Here is a 19,190-nt window from a genome sequence, read left to right on the forward strand (position 1 = left end):
TTTATCTTTTCGTGGAGAAAGGTTTTAGTATAATTACACTGAGTTTATAGAGGAGTATACTTGTAGTTAAACAACAGCATTTTTAAACATTGATATAGGTATATTTATTTTCGATCTTCATCCTATAAAGGTTCATTATTCGTACTTGGTCCTCAGTTAATTCTTCTTTATCCCAATACATATGCATTAAGCTATATTCAAAAAGCTCCTTTAATTTTATAAACAATGGAAACCTGTCTATCATCTCTTTTGGTAGTTCATTTTCCTCTTGATACCCGGCAAATAGTGCTTTTGTAATAGAATGTTCATAGTCTGCTATATTCCCATTTCCAGCAAATGAATATTCTATCGCACTATAAATAGGAACGGCTAAATCAAATATGTAAAAATGTTTTTCACAGTCTTGAAAATCAATCATTGTTAAGTTTGAATTGTTTTCAACTAAAATGTTTTCTAACCATAAATCACCGTGAATTAAGCCGTAATTGGAAGTGGATTTTTGTAGCTCTTTTATAGAAATTAAAACGTCAGATGCAATTTTTCTTATAGTAGTTTCTTCTTTAGGGATATACTTAAGAAAATTATATTCTTCATTTTCATACCAATCGTTTATATGTTTAACCGGCTTAATCTGTTCAAAGCTTTTAGAAATACGATGTAATTTTCCAATTTGTTTACCAAGCCTTTTAAATATTTTAGAATTCCATTCGTACCTTGGTAAATGTATACCAGGCGCAGCTTTATATAATACGGCAAAAATCTCTTTGTCTAATGTTAATTTTTCTACTAAATTTCCATTAAGAGAATGTATGATTGAAGGAACTGCTAAACCATTTTTATATAAAAAGTTCGTATATGTAACTTCTTCTAACTGTTCTTCATATGTTTTATAGTTTGTAATTCTAATGTAGTATGTACCTTGTTCAGTAAGACATTGATACATTTCATTCGTTATAGGTTTAATGTTAATAAAATTTAATGGATATCGTTCATTTATGAATTGAAGTATTTCTTTTTCTAGCTCGTTCATTGTAACGTCCTTTCCAAACTTTAATTTTTTACTAGAGAACGAAAAGATTCTTAATTTACAATATTCGTGTTTTATTTTTGATTTCCTTTAAAACGAAGCATGAAGTAATGAATGGATCATGTTATAAAACACAAAAAATATCAAAAGAAAGTAATGAACATCTTTTATAATGCTTAATAAGGGGGGAAGTAAATGAATGAACATATACAGAAGATGATTGATTGGATTGAGAGCAATTTAAAAGAAGAAATTTCATTAAATGAATTATCGCGTTATATGGGTTATTCTCCGTATTACTGTTCTTTTAGATTTCACCAAGTAACAGGCATTAGTATTAGGCGCTATATTCTTTTAAGGAGACTGTATTTATCTGCGGAGGATCTGAAGAATGATAGAAAGATAATAGATATTGCATTAGATTATGATTATTCTTCGCAAGAGGCTTACAGTAGAGCTTTCAAAAATGTTTTTGGAATAAATCCAAGAGAATTTAAGCTTAACAACATGCCTATTCAATCATTTGTTAAACTCAATATAAATAAAGAAGGGGAGTTTAAAATGAATATTTCTAGAAAATTTGAGGTTGAGCAGTTACGTAGCAATAATAATGAGTTGTTTGATAAAGATGTATTAAACATATTGAATGGTCAAATGATGTATGAAGAATTTAAAGCTGAAAAGCTAATGGGTGAGTCTGATTACGCTCCGTTTAACGAAGCAATGTGTGTAAACACGGCTACTACACGAGTTTTTAATGAAGAGTTTATTAATATAAGAGCAGAAGGACACAACAGTTCAGTAGAAAGTTATACAAAAAAGGTTATAGATCCGTTAGAAAATCTTTTTACGAAAAAGTATAAATGTATTGTTTTATGGTTCGGTGAAGATATGTTTTGCCAAATGAATCTACTTACTTTACTTTCATACCTTGAACAGTCTTGCTATGAAGGGAAAGTATACTTAAATAACTTCAGAGAAGATGAATTTAAAGTAAATCAAATTGAACTTGAATTGGGGAATTATTCTTCTATATACAATGAAGTATTAGTAAACCATAAAAAAACATCCTATAAAGTACCACCTGTAATGTATCAGGCTATAGACTTATATTTAGAAATGCTAAAAGAAGATAATATCGTAATGAAATTCATCTCTAAAAATCAAGGTTTATCAAATCATGAATTATTAATAAAGTTGTTTCAAATTTTTCCAACAATCGGATATGGTGATTCTCAGTACATAGAATTAATAAATAAAATAAAGAAGAAAGCTGAACCTAAAATATAGGAACAGCTTCCTTCTTATAATTGTTTAAGTGACTCTAATTCGCCCTCTACAAATAACATTAGTTCTTTAATTGTTTCGCCAGAAAAATCAAAACGAATGCCAGCCGCTTCATATATCTCCGGTAAAGATTTAGAGCTACCTAATGATAAAGCTTTTTTATAATTTTCTATTGCTTGTTTAGGGTTTTCTTTATATTGTTTATACATTTGTAGTGCACCAAGTTGTGCGATAGCGTATTCGATGTAATAGAATGGTAATTCAAATATGTGTAGTACAGGTAACCAGCTAGTTGCAATCCAATTTTCATACCCTTCAATATTTACGACGTTCGATTGGTATGTTTTATGTAATTCTAAATACTTTTCATTTCTTTCTTTAGCAGTATGATTAGGATTTTCATACATCCAATGTTGAAATTGATCAACGATAAGCATTTGTGGTAAGTACTTAACAATATCTTTAAAGAAATCTAATTTTGCTTTTACAAATTCTTCTGTATTTTCATAAAATGTATCCCAATACTCCATCGAAAATAATTCCATTGTCATGCTAGCGAGTTCAGCTGATTCAGAAGGGATTTCTAAATATTTTTGTAGCTCTAGCTGATTCATACACTCATTATGAATACTATGACCCATTTCATGAAGGAAAGTAGTAACGTCATAATGTGTATGATTGAGATTCATGAAAATAAAAGATAGTTGCGAAGCAGGTAAGTATTCACAAAATCCTCCAGGTCCTTTTCCTTTACGACTTTCTAAATCTAAGCAATTATTTTTATGCATACGGCTTAATAATGCAGAAAATTCCGGGTCTAGTTTGTGTAAAATGCGAGAACCTTTTTCGACTAAATCACTCGCATCTTCGATAGGTTTTAATACTTTTTGATTTGGTGCGGTTGCTTTTAAATCCCATGGACGAAGACTATCTACTTGAAGTTCAGATTTTTTCTCATTAAATATTTTATCGATAAGTGGTACTACGTATTCACGAATAGATTCAGCGAGCTCATAGCAATCTTCAGGTGTATAATCAAAACGTTCATGTTTTTTAAACATATAATCACGATAATTATGTAATTGAATGTTTTTCGCTTTTTGGTGACGGATTACGATTAATTCATTTAATATACTTTGTAATTTATCTTCAACAGATAAGAATGTTTCAGAAATGAGTGTTTTTGCTTCTTTTCGAATATGACGATCCGGATCTTGTAAGTAAGACTGTAGTTCAGTAATTGTTTTTTCTTCACCATCCCATAGTGCAGTTAAACCACCTGTAATTTCGAAGTACTCGGTTACTAGTTTGTCTTCGTCTACTTCTAAATCAATGTTCTTTTCACAAAATAAAGTCTGCGCATTCATTATTTTTTTATCTAGTAAGCTATACGTTTTTGGATCAAGTTCCATTCGAAAAGGAGACTCTAAATATTTATTATCAAATGAATTTTGATAACGTTTCAAAAGAGGTCGTACATATTGTTGATCATATTCAAAAGTATCTTTTATTTTTTTATTATTTGTATTACATTGAAAGGCGATATAGTGTGATCTTAATTGTTCTTCGATTTCCCAAATGACTGTAGATTGTTTTATTAACCAGTTTTCAAGCTCTAGTTTTGAAGCAATCACTTCATTTTTTAAAGTAGAAAGAGCCTTTTCTAATTCTAGAACGTTACTAATATCAATCGTATTTAAGCGCTGCATAACATATCCCTCACTTTTTATTTATTCATGGAGATATTCTACTTATTAATTGTAATTTCCTTGTTAAGAGAAGGAAATTACAATTAATGTTAAAGTTTAACGTGGTAGAAAGGATGTATTTACTTTTGCTTTATAGAGAGCGTATGAGAATGAGGGGTCTTTTTAAGTGCTTTAATAAGGGAGTGAAATAATGTATAAGTATTTAAATATTTTTAATGATATAGAAAAAATGATTCAACATGGAGATATAAAAGAAGGAAAGAAACTACCGTCTATTCGGACACTCGTTACGAAATATGAATGCAATAAGGCAACAGTTATACGAGCGCTACATGAATTAGAAAAGCGTCATATTATTTATTCCGTCCCTCAGAGTGGATACTACGTTGTTCGAAAATCAGGGAGTTTTGTAGAAAATGACGAGATAATTGATTTTGCTTCCTCAGCACCAGATCCAGATGTTTTTCCATATTTAGATTTTCAACATTGTATTAATAAAGCCATTGATACATATAAAAATGACTTGTTCGTATATGGGACGCCAAAAGGTTTACCATCTTTAATTCCGATTATTCAAAAACAACTGGCAAACTATCAAGTCTTCACTAAAGAAGAGAATATTTTTATAACGTCAGGTGTACAGCAGGCGCTAGTAATATTAACTTCTATACCATTTCCAAATGAAAGTGAAACGATATTAATTGAACAACCAACATATCATCTATATATTGAATATCTAGAAATAAACAAAATTCCTGTAATCGGTATTAAACGTACGAATGAAGGTATTGACTTAAATGAATTGGAACGCATTTTTCGAACAGGTAAAATAAAATTCTTTTATACAATACCAAGATATCATCATCCACTTGGAACTTCTTACTCTAAAGATGAGAAAGAAAAAATCGTGCTACTGGCTAAGAAATATAATGTATTTATAGTGGAAGATGATTATTTAGCAGATTTAGAAATGGATTCAAAAGCAGATCCGTTATATAACTTGGATAATTGTAATCATGTAATATATTTAAAAAGTTATTCGAAGATTATTTTTCCAGGTTTACGGGTTGGAGTTGCGGTCATTCCGCCATCCATTGCAAATGATTTCCATAAATATAAAAAGATTTTAGATATTGATAGCCCAATGATATCTCAAGCTGCTTTAGAAATTTATATAAAGAGTGGCATGTTTGAACGTCATAAAAATAAAATTAAATCTTCCTATCACGATAGATCTAAAAAATTAGCAGAAACACTAGAAAGAACTCATAGTGAAAACCCACTTTTATTCACATATAAAAAGCATAATACAATTGGAATTCATACTTGTTTAAAATTACATAAAACGAGTATTTCAGAAATGTTTTTCCAAAGACTAAGTGAAAAACAAATAAGTATTGATACAATTGATAAAAATTATGTGAGAGGTTTTCCGAAAGAAAGACTATTAAAGTTAAACGTATCGAATGTAAAGGAAGATAGGATTGAAGAAGGAATTCGTAAAATAATGGAGGAAATCAAACAAGTAGAACGTATAACCTTTCAATTTAAAAAAGAAAAAAATGAAAAAGGAGGTTTGTTGTGAGGCGCAAAATAATTCTCTTGTTTGTGTGTATCGCTATAATAATTGAAGCTATTGTTGTTACTAAATATTATAATAAAGATGATAATTAAAATCCTTCAAAGATACATGGCTAGATTTATCAGAAGATAATCCCTACAGCCAATTCTTAATTACGGTTATGGCGGGTGTAAACCAATTAGAACGTGATCTTATCCGTATGCGGCAGCGTGAAGGGATTGAACTGGCTAAGAAAGAAGGAAAGTTTAAAGGTCGGTTAAAGAAGTACCATAAAAATCATGCAGGAATGAATTATGCAGTAAAGCTTTATAAAGAGGTAGATATGACTGTAAATCAAATTTGTGAAATTACAAATGTGTTTATGGCCTCATTATATAGAAAGCTATCGGAAAGGAACAGTTGATGAGTTATACTAAAAATCAGAAATATATAATAGGGGATAAATTCCATAGAGAGGTGGAATTACATGCCTAAAATTGATAATATGTTAGCGATTCTATGGATGCTTCGCTCAGGTAAAAAAATTACTGCGAAACAAATTTCAGAAAAGTTAGAGATGAATATAAGGACTGTGTATCGTTATATTGATACAATTTCAACAAGTGGTGTACCTATAATTTCAGAACCAGGACATAACGGTGGATACACTTTATTGAACAATTTTATTGAGGTTCCTCTTTTTTTTGATTTGGAAGAGCAAACTTCACTATTTCACGCTGCTGTTTTTGCAGAAGAAGCCGGATATTATGGAGGTAAAGCATTAAATAGGGCCATTTCAAAACTAAGTAAATACTCAAATCAAGAGCAGGAAGCAAAGATAAACCAACATTTAAGTAGTCTAGAAGTAATCAGTCGATTTAGTTCACTCTCTATGGAACATTTTTTGAAGGAATTGGAGCAGGCCGTAACTGACGGGTACTCAATAAAAATCCTCTACTATAAAAGTGGCAAAAAGCAATTAAATTATAGATTGGTCGATCCGTACAGAATTATCTATTGGAATAATAAGTGGTATGTGATTGGATTTTGTCATCTTAGGAATGATATCCGTAGTTTTAGAGTAGATCGAATTGAAAGTTTAATGCTAACCGAAAATAAGTTTAACCGGCCAGAAAATTTTTCAGCACGTGACTTTTTTATAAAAAATCTTCTTCCAACTATAGAAGATAAAGAAGGAATTATTTCTTTGGTTATTAGTGGGGATAAAAGTGTATTGGCTGATATTTGCCAACATTGGTTTTTAGGACATTATTTACAAGAGCGGACTTCAAATCAAGCAGTTTTTCTTCTTGAAAAAGATATGATACATACATATGTACCTTATTTACTTTTACCGTACAATAAATCTATTAAAGTTATTGAGCCAATAAGTCTTAAGAAAAGACTTATTGAAGTACTGTCGGAATTAATAAAATTTCATGAAGTATGATAACTTCCCTGACGTTAACTGTCAGGGGAGTTATATTATAATATCCATATCAATTGTGATTGGAGTGATATGGGATGCAAACAAAAAAAGTTTTTCTATATGTATTTAATACAATGTCGGACTGGGAATATGGATATTTAATTACCGAACTAAACTCAGGAAGATATTTTAAAAAAGATTTAGTACCTTTAAAAGTAATTACAGTAGGAGCTAATAAAGAAATGATTACTACTATGGGGGGACTGAGCATAAAACCAGATATTTCCCTTGATGAATGTACTTTTGAGAGTAAAGATCTTTTAATTTTACCAGGAGGGACTACTTGGAGTGAAGAAATTCATCAGCCTATCTTGGAAAGAATTGGCCAAGCTTTAAAGTCTGGCACTATTGTTGCTGCAATTTGTGGTGCAACTGAGGCCCTTGCCAATATGGGATACTTAGATACTAGAAAGCATACAAGTAATAATTTAGAATACACTAAAATAGTATGTCCTAACTATAAAGGAGAAAAGTTCTATGAGTTGGGATCTGCGGTATCTGATGCGAATTTAGTTACTGCATCAGGAATAGCTCCTCTGGAATTTGCGATGGAAGTACTGAAAAAATTAGATGTATTTGCACCAGATACATTACATGCATGGTATAACCTAAATAAGACTCATAAACCTGAATACTTCTTCCAGTTAATGAATTCAATAAATAGATGAGCTTAAAAAGTAACTTAGCAGATTTATATTTGTTTAAATAATTACCATGCTCTAGACAATGTCAAAGCATGGTTTTTGAATATAACTTAAAAATGGTTATGGAGTAATGAAAATTCCTTAACGTTGTAAATTCGTATTTTCCTGACGTTACCTCTATAAAAGGAAATATGATAGTAATCTTATATTGGAAGTGATAGAACTTAGTTATAAAAACTAGAAGAAAATTGTTACGTTAATACTTTTTAGAGCACTCAATTGTTGAGTGCTCATTTTGTTTAGGACATAATTGTTTTAAATGGAAATAAACTACCAATAGGTGATATCCTTAAGGTATAGTATTTACTTTGAATAGGAGGTTGATGGAGTCTATGGGGGTACGTATAGTGGATGATTTACAGCAATTATCATTGTTACTTATGTTTTTAAGTACATTTATATTTTACAGATACTTAAAGAAAGTGAAACGAGAGAGGAAATTGACTGGTTTTGAATGGACAATGTATTTTGTCACTCAATTTGCGACATTAATTTGGGCATTCACTTATTTTATTAAACACTTAGCTGAATCGTAATTTCTATTCATTTCAACTAGTTTACTGTTATCTATTAGGAATATAAATATAGTCCGTATCTAAATCAATGACAACATCGCTCATGATGTATTCTCTTAGTAACTTTGGGATTCTTTCATAGTGGTACCTTACACAAAATAAGCTTAGAAGCTCTTCGTTAGATAACTCTTCATTTTTAACATTTATATACAGGACGCATTCAATGTTTTAAGGAATTAAGTCAAGGAATAATTACTCCTTTAAAAGTATTTGTCTCATATGAATAATGAACAAAACGAACAGATACTTGTCACATAGCCTACATATGTTTCGACACTAATATGATAACAGAGCGCGGAGTAACATGTACGAGAATTTTTTTATAGGTACATCGGGTATGTAAACCAGGCAGGGGTTTTGCTTTTTCATTATGTACAAAAAGTATATTATCTTTCTTAATGTAGATATTAAGTAAAGTATTTAATATCATGTACATAAAAGGCGGGGTAATATGGATGAAAATAAGAAAAATGAAGAATTGATTAAATTTAAGAAACAATGGTTTAATGAAGATAATCAACCAGTAGCTGGTATAGAGTTAGCTTTACCGCCCGATATAGGCAGCATGTTAGACTTGAAATCAGTTGATGATGAAAGTGGAGAAAGTAATAATGAATAAGTTTAATCTATACGCATCCATTTGGGTGCTTTTGTTTTTTTGACAATAGAAGATGGATTATCAAATCCTTATTGAAAAAAGATTGATCTAAATAGATCCATTTTTTATATATGTAACTTTTAATTTTCACAAAAAAGTTTAATTAAAGTTCATTTAGAATGCTATATAAAATGGGAATGCTAATAACATTTACCATTAAAGGATTGGACTATTATGCATATTATTTTTGAAAGTATTATTTTAATTTTTACTGGGATTCTTGCATTAAAAATGACGGGTAGTACATCTGTTAGCCAAATGACGAGAGCTGAAATCATTATAGTAGTATCAATAGCACGTATTATTGTAGAGCCTGTATTAAGTAGGAAAGTAGTCCCATCTATATTTGCAGCTGTAATATTTGCAAGCGTACTTCTTATCATTCATTTCTTTGAACTGAAATCAAGGAAGGTGGAACAATTCCTAAATGGCAGTAGCTTTGTAATTGTTGAAAACGGAGAGATTATTAAAGCGAACTTGATGAAGGCAAAAATGTCTGAACAACAACTTTATATGCAATTAAGAGAAAAAGGAATTCATGATTTAAAGAGTTTGCAGCAAGTTACAGCTGAGCCGAATGGACGTATTGGTTATCTATTAATAGAGAAAGCTCAACCGATAACTTTAGAAATGTTAGAAAAAATATTAGATCAGCACAATACAAAAAGATAATTTCTCCTGAGAAAAGCTAATACCACAACAAAAGTATTGGCTTTTTTATTTTTCTACAAAAACATATGGGTTGATAAAAAAGAGTGAGTTTTACACCAATCTTTATAATAGATATAGGCTTATTATTATGCTATATTCAATGGAGCTATAGTGACTGTGGTGAAAAAAGCAGCTTTAAAATGAATATGGCTTTCATCTGATATTAAACATGAGATAAGAATAAGGAGATAGAAATATAATGGGATTTTGGGAATCAAGCTTTATTGAGAAGCAAACGATGTGGGGGTTTGAACCTACAGAATCTGCAATTTTGACAAAAGATTTTTTTGTGGAAAACAATGTTAAAGACATATTAGTTCCGGGTATTGGATATGGGAGAAACGCAAAGGTATTTATCGAAAATGGTATAAATGTAACAGGCATTGAAATTTCGAAAACAGCGATCGATTTAGCAAGAGAAAACGGACTAGAAGATGTTAGTATGTATCACGGTTCGGTAAACAAAATGCCTTTTGATAATAAACTATATGATGGGATATTTAGTCATGCACTTCTTCATTTGTTGAATGAGCAGGAAAGAGAGAAATTTATTAAAGATTGTTATTATCAGTTAAAACCAGGTGGATATATGGTTTTAACAACTGTCTCTAATAAAGCTCCCATGTACGGAAAAGGAAAACAGTTGGATAAAGATTATTACGAGATAATGGAAGGCATAAAAATGTTCTTCTATGATTCTGAATCTATAAAACAAGATTTTAATAAATATGGATTAGTACAAGTTTCGGAAATTGATGAACCAAATAAGAACATAGCAAATAAACCTTCAATCAATTTCTTAATGATAAAATGCAAGAAAGAACTATAAATAAAGTGAAACTTTAATCAGTGGGGGGGTTCTCCATCCCCCACTGATTATTAGTTGAACCAATCGGACTTTAATGGGCAGCCCGCCCCCCACCTAACTTCTTTGCTTTCGCTGAATTTTGAGGTGGGGGTCTTACTGCCCATTAAAGCGGGATAAAAGTTATTAACAATTACTAAAGATGTTTATATATTGATTATGCACAAATAAAAAGGACAAGCATATAATAGAAATACCTATTAACTTTAAGTAACCTTAACTTTCTTTAATAGGATATCTCAAAATCCCCAAAAAGAGCACTTGCGGAAACAAGTGCTCTTTTATTTTTTTTGTTTATTGAAGATGATTAAATTTCGTCCGACTAATATGGAATTTTAAACCATTATTTTATATAAAGTGGTAAAATAAGTAGGGGGAATTTGTAAGGGGGCGAGGGATTTGAAACTAAAAGAGCTGGCAGATTTGTTATTGATTAAAGAAACCATTGGAGATATGAATGTAGAAATTACGGGATTAGAAATGGATTCTAGAAAAATAACTAGTGGAAATTTATTTATATGTGTATCAGGTATTGATGGTTTTCTTGAAGATCGACATCAATTTGTTGAAAATGCAGTGAAAAATGGCGCTGTGGCGTTAATTGTAGAAAGAGATGTAAATATTGAAATACCTAAAATAATTGTTAAAGATGCAAGATACGCTATGGCAGTTATTGCGTCACATTTCTATGGTTACCCATCTAATAAAATGAAGCTAATTGGAATTACAGGAACAAATGGTAAAACAACTACTTCCTATTTACTTGAAAAGATTTTGAGTGATTATGGATTTCAAACAGGGCTTATGGGGAATAACGGAGTGAAAGTTGGTTCGAAATGGTATCCTACTGATATTAATACGCAAGAACCACCGATACTTCAGCGGAATTTGCAAACGATGAAAAATCATAATACAGATTATTGTGTTATGGAAGTTACCTCACAGGGTTTACATATGGAAAGAGTTAAAGGGTGTAACTTTAAAACCGCTGTTTTTACAAATTTAACGCAAGATCATTTGGATTACCACGGAACATTTCAGGAATATAAGCACGTAAAAGGTCTTCTTTTTTCAAGATTAGGAAATGATTTTTCTACTATAGATCAAAAAATTGCTATTTTGAATGCAGATGATCCATCGGTAGAATACTTTAAAAAAGTTACTTCTGCTGAAGTGATTACATATGGGATAAATAACGGTGCAGATGTTCAAGCGAAGAGCATAACTTTAAGTTCAAAAGGAATTCAGTTTTTAGTTTCTTCCTTTAATGGAGAAATAGAAATCAATCTAAATCTAGTAGGCCGCTTTAATGTCTATAATGCATTAGCAGCAATAACAGCTGCATTGGTTGAAGGTATTCCGCTTACAAACATTAGTGACAGCTTATGTAACTTAAAGAGCATTGAAGGTAGAATGGAAATTATAGACGAAAACCAAGATTTCCTTGTAATAGTGGACTACGCTCATACACCGGATGCGTTAGAAAATGTCCTCTCTACAATTAGCGAGTTTTCAAAAGGTAAAATCATTACTGTTTTCGGTTGCGGTGGAGATAGAGACGCAAAAAAACGATCTATAATGGGTGGAATTGCTGGAAGTTATAGCGATTTTGTTTTTATTACTTCTGACAATCCACGTTCGGAAGACCCGCAGGCAATAATGAAAGATATTGAAAAAGGATTTTCACAGAATAATAATTTGAATTATAAAGTAGAAGTAGATCGTGAACTGGCTATAAAACATGCAATAAACATGGCATCTTCTAATGATATTGTTTTGATTGCAGGGAAAGGGCATGAAACGTATCAAATTTTAAAGGATTCGACTATTCATTTTGAGGATAAAGAAAAAGCTCGACAAGCAATTATTGATAAATGAATGAATTCAATTAATAGCTGAATAGTATTTCTAATAAAAATAATGTTTTAGATGAAGCTAAAACTAATAACGAAGCAATTTTATGAAGAATTTATAATTGAAAGGTAAGGGTGTTTCTATGAATATATGAGGGAAAAACCTTACCTTTTATAGTTTTATTTCTGAAAAACAAATGTTATAGCATTTGTTTTTAATTGAATTTCTCTTTCGTTTCGGACTATATTATAAGCTAATTCTTTTATTTCAATTTTTATTTCTTGCCATTCCTTATAAATACTTTTTAATAGATATATCATATGTTCAGTAGGAAGGTTAATTTCAATTAAAGCATCTAATTTTTCTTTCGTATGTAAGTCAAATTCTTGTATGTTCGAGTTAATAATGAAACAATTGATACCACCAGTCTTTGTACCTTTTTTTATAGAATGGAGCACGTTTTTTAAATCTTTTTCTGATTTAACATGCTCTAAACTTGATACTGCAACGATATAATCAAAAGTATTAGGGGCAATATAGTAGTTTTCAATAGCTGCTTTTTCTGTTTTTATAACTTCAAATACATCATGTTCTTTGCTATAAGCTTGTAATTTTGTTAAAGCGGAATCGAGTAAGTCCACACATGTAACAGTGCCGCTAGTATTTTGTATCTTTTGTGCAATGGGAATACTGTTTCTTCCGACACCAGAGCCGAGATCAAGTACTTGTAAGTTATTTTGTCCTTCAAAGTACTCCATTAAGTCCATAACTGTTTTAACCGGTTTGTAAAGCCAAGAGCCAGTTTCAAATAGTTTGTATTGTTCATAGCAAAGGTCATGATATTTCCTTTCTTCGTTTCTTATGTAATCGATACGGTTCATATAGTTTCAGCTCCAATATTTTCATTCCAACATGGCCCTTCAGCTAAACTTGCTTTTGCATCTAAAACTAATTCTATATTACTGATCAATATTTTCACCTCACTTTATAAGATATTTATATAATTCGATATGAATAGAGGTAAACCTTTTAATCAGAAGATATTAAGATTTGTACTATAGAAAACTGATTTTCTCAAGTGATTAAAAAAATGTATAAACATGGAGAGGAAAATGCATATGATGTTTTATGAAATTGTTTGCTTTTCTTGTAAAAATATATTTCGTGTTTACGAAGGTAGTGAAAAATATAAGCGATTTAAAGAGAAACCAAAAGGGGTATATTGTTGTGATGAGTGTAGTCACAAAATTCAATTAGAAGCGATAAAACATTTTTTTAGATAGTTATTTCGTTCGGAAAAGTTTGACAATAAAAGTATTATAAATTATCATATGAAAAAACTAATATATAAAATAGCATGGAAGAGACGAGTAGTTAAGAAAAGGATACGTACAGAGAGCTCTGGTAGCTGAGAAAGAGCGGTATACATCTTGACGAAAAAAGACTTGGAGCTGCGCAAGGAACTAGTTTGTTTAGGGATGGTGCGACGGGTTCTCCCGTTATAGAGATAGGGTATACGCATATTTTGCCGTACCTGAAGAGGTTAATATGGCGACGTATTAACAAACTGAGGTGGTACCGCGAAGTTAACAACTCTCGTCCTCAAGATGAATAATCTTGGGGGTGGGAGTTTTTTTATTGCATAAAACTGAAAATGTGAAAACAAAAAAACAATTGAGGTGAGTAATATATGCATTGGGCGTATGAAGTAGCACATGAATTAATAAGGAAACATCCAAACAAAGAAACTTTTGTTTGCGCATCTGGAATCAGTCCATCTGGATCTGTTCATATCGGAAACTTTCGCGAAATAATAACGACTTATTTCGTTGTAAGAGCACTTCAAGATTTAGGCAAAAAGACTCGTTTTATATTTTCATGGGATGATTATGATAGGTTTAGAAAAGTCCCTAAAAATATTGATCCATCTTTTGCAAAATATATTGGTATGCCATACTGTGATATTCCAGATCCATATGGTTGTCATAACTCCTATGCAGAGCATTTTGAAAAAGAGTTTGAGAAATCGCTTCAAGTATTTGGGGTTGAAGTGGAATTCATATATCAACATGCTGAATATAGAAGTGGAAGATATAACAAAAACATATTAGAGGCTTTATATAAAAGAAATATATGATATTTTAATGAGTTTTAAAACAGGAGAGTGTAGTGAAGAAGAGCGAGAGAGCTTTTATCCAGTTACATTATATTGTGAGAAATGCGGGAAAGATGCAACAACGATTACACATTTTGATGAAGTATTAAAAACAGTACGATATAAATGTGAATGCGGAAATCAAACTGAATTATCGGTATTAAATACAAATAAAATGAAACTGAATTGGAAAATCGATTGGCCGATGAGATGGATGATAGAGGATGTTATTTTTGAACCGGGCGGAAGAGATCATTCTTCGGAAACGGGTAGTTATAATGTATCAAAGGAAATTGCAATGAAAATATTCAATCGTGAAGCTCCTCATTATGTTGCTTATGATTTCATTGGAATTAAAGGGAATCATGAAAAAATGTCAAGTTCTTCAGGGAATAGTATTACACCTAATGATTTGTTAAAAGTGTATTTACCAGAAGTGATTCTTTTTATGTTTGCTAAATATAGACCAAACGCAGCTTTTCATATCGGCCTTGATGAAGATGTGATTCGCAATTATACAGAGTATGAACGATTAAAAGATAGTTATGAAAATAAAACGCTCAAAAATGAAGATTTATTTGATGCAATTAAACTCTCTAAAGTTGATAGCGGGTTTAAAGAGTATCCAAAGTTTAATCAAGTTGCTGGAACGTTACCGCTATTAAATTTTGATTCATCTATTTTACAAGGTATATTAGAAAAAACAGATAGGAATTATGCATTAGAGGATATGATAGCGATAAGCAAACGTGCAGAGTATTGGGTTAGAAACTTTCAAACTGAATAATTAATTGCTGTAAATCAAGAGAGAAATATAGAGTTTTACAACACATTAGATGAAAAGCAGAAAGAGTGGCTAGTAGAAGCTTGCACCATACTTCGTTCTAACAAAGATTACTCTCACTTAATGGAACAATTGTATTCGATTTGTCATGATGAAAATAAAAAAATAATGAAAGAAAATCAAAAACGATTATTTATTATTATATATAAGCTCATTATAAATCAGTCTAGCGGCCCGCGCATACCGTTATTAATACATGTAGTAGGATTGAAAAATCCATCATATTATTAGATTTCTAAAAAATAAAGGGAACGCAAGTACTCAGCTAAGTACTTGCGTTACACATTTTACTACCGTGAATACATTTTCGGACATTCATCACCACGTGGTTCATAAAAACAATGACTTTTAAACTGTCCTACAAACGGCTGATTATACCATTCAGGTGGACAAGCACCAACTGGACGGAAATACCAAAGAGCCCATCGTGCTGGCCAGCGCCATTCACCTTGTAAAACTTTTCTTGCAATTTCTTTTTCTGAATCACGAGCACGCTGATAAAAATATCCGTATTGTACGGCTTCAAATCCCCCGGGGCTTTGATATATTGCATCACGTACAGATCGAAGTTGTTTAAAATCTAAGCAATCACAAAATACACGATTTACTACTACGCAACCGACAAGTTGTTCACCTTGTCGACCTTCTCCTTCAGCTTCAGCACGAATTAAACGAGCTAGTAAATCAACATCACTTTCGTTATATGGAATAAGGGGCATAGTGCTACCACCTTTCTTTACCTGTTATAGTAAAGAGTGTATGTATGAAAATAAGCTAGGTGCTTTTTCACGTGCAAATATCATCAAATATGAAGAGGAGCTTGTATGAAAAAAGCTAATTAGTAATTGTAGACCAATATAAAAGGGGAGAGATAAAATGTATCGCATTCATAAAGAACATATTATACACGCAATGTCACCAGATAATAAGCCATGTATGGAAGTAGAAATTGGGAGTCGTCTTGTATTTGAAACATATGATTGCTTTGAAAATCAAATTGATTCTGAAGATGTTGCGTTTCAAGAATTAGATTGGAACCGAATTAATCCAGCGACTGGACCTGTATATATCATTGGTGCAGAACCTGGTGATATATTAGCCGTAACGATTGAAAAAATTAAAATTGCAGAGCAAGGCGTTTTAACTACAGGTACAAATCTTGGTGTAATGGGTGAAGAGCTAAATGAAAATACAGTGAAAATTGTTCCGATACATAATGAACATGTTTTATTTTCAAATGAACTGCAAATCCCGATTAATCCAATGATTGGTGTAATTGGTACTGCGCCGAAAGAAGAGAGCATTTCATGTGGCACACCGCATGATCACGGCGGGAATATGGATTGTAAAGAGATAAAAGAAGGGACAACATTATTATTACCTGTAAATGTTCCTGGTGCTCTATTAGCATTAGGCGATTTACACGCAGCGATGGGTGATGGTGAAATTGGTGTTAGTGGAGTAGAGGTTGCTGGTGAAGTGACGGTAACTGTTCAGATTATAAAAGGAAAGAAATGGCCACTACCAATGGCTATCCAAAATGAAAAATTAATGACGATTGCTTCAGAAAAATTGTTAGATGATGCAGCGAATCGCGCTGTACGTAATATGGTGACATTTTTACATGAAGAATTAGAAATGTCTAAAGCTGATGCAACACTTTTATTATCAGCTGCAGGCGATTTAAGAGTTTGCCAAGTTGTAGATCCACTGAAAACAGCACGAATGGAACTAGGTATGGACTATGTGGAGAAGCTAGGTTTAAATTTGAGTAAATTTCATATTAAATAAGAATAATAGAAGAAGGATGCTGTTGTATAAAGGTATCCTTTTTTGATTTACGAATTATATAAAAACAGGTAGTATTTATTTTATATTATTGTAAATAAGATTGTGGATCGAAAAAGGAGTTAACAAATGGTTAAAATTATGATTGTAGAAGACGATATGAAAATTGCAGAACTATTATCAACACATGTTGCGAAATACGGGTATGAAGGAATTATTGTATCGGATTTTCAAAATGTATTAGACATTTTTTTAGAAGAACAACCAGAGTTAGTTTTATTAGATATTAATTTACCGAGTTTTGATGGGTACTATTGGTGTCGTCAAATTCGTGGAGTTTCTACATGTCCGATACTATTTATTTCAGCCCGTGAAGGCACGATGGATCAAGTTATGGCACTAGAAAACGGTGGCGATGATTTTATTTCAAAGCCATTCCATTACGAAGTTGTAATGGCTAAAATTCGTAGTCATTTAAGACGTGCTTACGGAGATTATGCACCGAAAGTAGAAGAACGGATGGTTGAGCAACAAGGTCTTTGTTTATATCCTGAAAGGCTTGTATTGAAATTGCGTAATCAAGAGATTGATATAACGAGAAACGAAGCCATTTTATTAGAAATGTTAATGAAAAATTATCCGCGTGTTGTGGGTAGAGAAGTGTTGTTAAATAAATTATGGGATAGCGAATCTTATGTTGATGATAATACTTTAAGCGTAAATACAACTCGTGTGCGTAAAAAGTTAAAAACATTACAGATTGAAGATGCAATTGAAACGATTCGTAGTGTTGGTTATAGATTGCATATAACTTGGGATAATGGTATAGAGAAATGATAAAATTATTTATTCGTGATCATATACCGCTCATTTGTTTTACAGTAATCCAGCTACTAGTCATATTTCTTGTATATTGGTTTGATGGGCATAACCATATTGCAACGGCATTATATGCAATGTTTTTAGGTGTCTTTTTTATGGTAGGCTATTTAGTATTTCGTTACTTTACTCATCGTACGTTCTATGAACGATTAGCAAATCCGTTGCATTCTTTGGATGATTCTGTTCAAAAATCAGATTTTGCAGTTTTATCTACTGCGCTTCAGGACTTACTTGAGGTGCAATATCGACATTATCAAAATCAGCTGCAAATACAAGAGAGAAAAAATAATGATCATTTAACCTTTATGAACCAGTGGATACATCAAATGAAAACACCTTTATCTGTAATAGAATTAATTACACAAGATGAAGTCGATCCACGGTTTGAAAGTATTAACGAGGAAACAGATAGGCTGAAAAAGGGATTAGAGATGGCTCTGTATGTCGCACGTTTAGAGGCATTTACACAAGATTTTTATGTAGAAAAAGTACAGCTACATAAAATAGTGAATGATTCTGTGCATGAACATAAACGCTTCTTTATCCGGAATTTTGTATACCCAGAGCTTAAAATTGATAAGGACATTATTGTAGAAAGTGATGCAAAATGGTTACAATTTTTAATTGGACAAATACTATCGAACGCGATCAAATATTCATCTGGTAGTCGAGAGAAGATTAAAGTAAATGCTTGTAAGGAAGGTAATAACGTTATACTTGAAATTGTCGATAGTGGTGTGGGGATGCCGAAGCAAGATTTACCTAGAGTATTTAAACCTTTCTTTACAGGGGAAAATGGCAGAAATTTTAAAGAATCAACTGGAATGGGGCTATATCTTGTATATGAAATTACGAAACAATTAGGACATAGTGTAGAAATCCATTCAGAAGTTGGTAAAGGTACCGTTGTACGAATTATATTTTTTAATGTGTAAATAAGTGATCTAGGCTAAAGAACTGTGGAGATAAGTTTTTTAGCCTTATTTTATCCCGCTTTAATGGGCAGTAAGACCCCCACCTCAAAATTCAGCGAAAGCAAAGAAGTTAGGTCGGGCTGCTCATTAAAGTCCGATTGGTTCAA

17 protein-coding genes, 2 pseudogenes and 1 other annotated feature are annotated in these 19,190 nt (G+C 31.7%); of the genes and pseudogenes, 15 read left to right on the forward strand and 4 right to left on the reverse strand.

All coding sequences use genetic code 11. The features are described from left to right. Nucleotides 1–82: 82 nt before the first annotated feature. The gene (locus ACSG5Z_RS05110; RefSeq protein WP_435710862.1) at nucleotides 83–1,030 is read right to left on the reverse strand and encodes a phosphotransferase enzyme family protein; all 948 of its coding nucleotides are present in this window, start codon (nucleotides 1,028–1,030) and stop codon (nucleotides 83–85) included. Nucleotides 1,031–1,222: 192 nt separating this feature from the next. On the opposite strand from ACSG5Z_RS05110, the gene ACSG5Z_RS05115 reads away from it, so the two are divergent. Then, nucleotides 1,223–2,317, forward strand: a complete 1,095-nt coding sequence (locus ACSG5Z_RS05115) for a helix-turn-helix domain-containing protein (protein ID WP_435710864.1) — start codon at nucleotides 1,223–1,225, stop codon at nucleotides 2,315–2,317. 14 nt (nucleotides 2,318–2,331) lie between these two features. Here the strand turns inward: ACSG5Z_RS05115 and ACSG5Z_RS05120 are convergent, their stop codons facing one another. After that, nucleotides 2,332–4,023: a M3 family oligoendopeptidase gene (locus tag ACSG5Z_RS05120; RefSeq protein WP_435710866.1), complete on the reverse strand. Its 1,692-nt coding sequence runs from the start codon at nucleotides 4,021–4,023 to the stop codon at nucleotides 2,332–2,334. 190 nt (nucleotides 4,024–4,213) lie between these two features. On the opposite strand from ACSG5Z_RS05120, the gene ACSG5Z_RS05125 reads away from it, so the two are divergent. The 9 genes and pseudogenes from ACSG5Z_RS05125 to ACSG5Z_RS05165 all read left to right on the forward strand — a co-directional run bounded on the left by ACSG5Z_RS05125 (nucleotide 4,214) and on the right by ACSG5Z_RS05165 (nucleotide 12,464). After that, nucleotides 4,214–5,608, forward strand: a complete 1,395-nt coding sequence (locus tag ACSG5Z_RS05125; protein ID WP_435710868.1) for an aminotransferase-like domain-containing protein — start codon at nucleotides 4,214–4,216, stop codon at nucleotides 5,606–5,608. 85 nt (nucleotides 5,609–5,693) lie between these two features. After that, nucleotides 5,694–6,008: pseudogene (locus ACSG5Z_RS05130) on the forward strand (helix-turn-helix domain-containing protein); the annotation flags it as partial. 63 nt (nucleotides 6,009–6,071) lie between these two features. After that, complete coding sequence (locus tag ACSG5Z_RS05135; RefSeq protein WP_435710870.1) at nucleotides 6,072–7,034, forward strand: helix-turn-helix transcriptional regulator; 963 nt, start codon at nucleotides 6,072–6,074, stop codon at nucleotides 7,032–7,034. A 74-nt stretch (nucleotides 7,035–7,108) separates the two neighbouring features. Continuing rightward, nucleotides 7,109–7,741 (forward strand): type 1 glutamine amidotransferase family protein, encoded by a 633-nt coding sequence (locus ACSG5Z_RS05140; protein WP_435710871.1) that lies wholly within the window; start codon nucleotides 7,109–7,111, stop codon nucleotides 7,739–7,741. Nucleotides 7,742–8,109: 368 nt separating this feature from the next. Further along, a complete protein-coding gene (locus tag ACSG5Z_RS05145) occupies nucleotides 8,110–8,313 on the forward strand; it encodes a hypothetical protein (RefSeq protein ID WP_000538966.1) in 204 nt (67 codons plus the stop codon). Nucleotides 8,314–8,803: 490 nt separating this feature from the next. After that, on the forward strand, nucleotides 8,804–8,971 hold the full coding sequence (locus ACSG5Z_RS05150) for a hypothetical protein (RefSeq protein WP_087985878.1): 168 nt from the start codon (nucleotides 8,804–8,806) through the stop codon (nucleotides 8,969–8,971). A 213-nt stretch (nucleotides 8,972–9,184) separates the two neighbouring features. Continuing rightward, a complete protein-coding gene (locus ACSG5Z_RS05155) occupies nucleotides 9,185–9,682 on the forward strand; it encodes a DUF421 domain-containing protein (protein ID WP_435710873.1) in 498 nt (165 codons plus the stop codon). Nucleotides 9,683–9,920: 238 nt separating this feature from the next. After that, on the forward strand, nucleotides 9,921–10,550 hold the full coding sequence (locus tag ACSG5Z_RS05160; RefSeq protein WP_435710875.1) for a class I SAM-dependent methyltransferase: 630 nt from the start codon (nucleotides 9,921–9,923) through the stop codon (nucleotides 10,548–10,550). A gap of 435 nt (nucleotides 10,551–10,985) precedes the next feature. After that, nucleotides 10,986–12,464 (forward strand): UDP-N-acetylmuramoyl-L-alanyl-D-glutamate--2,6-diaminopimelate ligase, encoded by a 1,479-nt coding sequence (locus tag ACSG5Z_RS05165; RefSeq protein ID WP_435710877.1) that lies wholly within the window; start codon nucleotides 10,986–10,988, stop codon nucleotides 12,462–12,464. A gap of 155 nt (nucleotides 12,465–12,619) precedes the next feature. Here ACSG5Z_RS05165 and ACSG5Z_RS05170 read toward each other — a convergent pair whose 3' ends face one another. Continuing rightward, nucleotides 12,620–13,321, reverse strand: a complete 702-nt coding sequence (locus ACSG5Z_RS05170) for a class I SAM-dependent methyltransferase (RefSeq protein ID WP_435710879.1) — start codon at nucleotides 13,319–13,321, stop codon at nucleotides 12,620–12,622. A gap of 231 nt (nucleotides 13,322–13,552) precedes the next feature. Here ACSG5Z_RS05170 and ACSG5Z_RS05175 point away from each other — a divergent pair, with 231 nt between their 5' ends. Continuing rightward, nucleotides 13,553–13,723 (forward strand): DUF2197 domain-containing protein, encoded by a 171-nt coding sequence (locus ACSG5Z_RS05175; protein ID WP_033694550.1) that lies wholly within the window; start codon nucleotides 13,553–13,555, stop codon nucleotides 13,721–13,723. 66 nt (nucleotides 13,724–13,789) lie between these two features. After that, nucleotides 13,790–14,047: a binding site (T-box leader), on the forward strand. A gap of 83 nt (nucleotides 14,048–14,130) precedes the next feature. Continuing rightward, nucleotides 14,131–15,678: pseudogene (lysS, locus tag ACSG5Z_RS05180) on the forward strand (lysine--tRNA ligase). A gap of 51 nt (nucleotides 15,679–15,729) precedes the next feature. Here lysS and ACSG5Z_RS05185 read toward each other — a convergent pair. Next, on the reverse strand, nucleotides 15,730–16,158 hold the full coding sequence (locus tag ACSG5Z_RS05185; protein WP_435710882.1) for a cell wall hydrolase: 429 nt from the start codon (nucleotides 16,156–16,158) through the stop codon (nucleotides 15,730–15,732). A 157-nt stretch (nucleotides 16,159–16,315) separates the two neighbouring features. Here ACSG5Z_RS05185 and ACSG5Z_RS05190 point away from each other — a divergent pair, with 157 nt between their 5' ends. The 3 genes from ACSG5Z_RS05190 to ACSG5Z_RS05200 all read left to right on the forward strand — a co-directional run bounded on the left by ACSG5Z_RS05190 (nucleotide 16,316) and on the right by ACSG5Z_RS05200 (nucleotide 19,044). Continuing rightward, entirely contained in the window at nucleotides 16,316–17,230 is a 915-nt protein-coding gene (locus ACSG5Z_RS05190) for an acetamidase/formamidase family protein (protein ID WP_435710884.1), read from the forward strand. Nucleotides 17,231–17,356: 126 nt separating this feature from the next. Beyond that, complete coding sequence (locus ACSG5Z_RS05195) at nucleotides 17,357–18,064, forward strand: response regulator transcription factor (protein ID WP_098857019.1); 708 nt, start codon at nucleotides 17,357–17,359, stop codon at nucleotides 18,062–18,064. After that, entirely contained in the window at nucleotides 18,061–19,044 is a 984-nt protein-coding gene (locus ACSG5Z_RS05200; protein ID WP_435710886.1) for a sensor histidine kinase, read from the forward strand. Before ACSG5Z_RS05195 ends, ACSG5Z_RS05200 begins: the two co-directional genes overlap by 4 nt. Nucleotides 19,045–19,190: the final 146 nt, after the last annotated feature.

The sequence above is a fragment of the Bacillus pretiosus genome (assembly GCF_051294775.1).
GTDB classification, from domain to species: domain Bacteria; phylum Bacillota; class Bacilli; order Bacillales; family Bacillaceae_G; genus Bacillus_A; species Bacillus_A wiedmannii.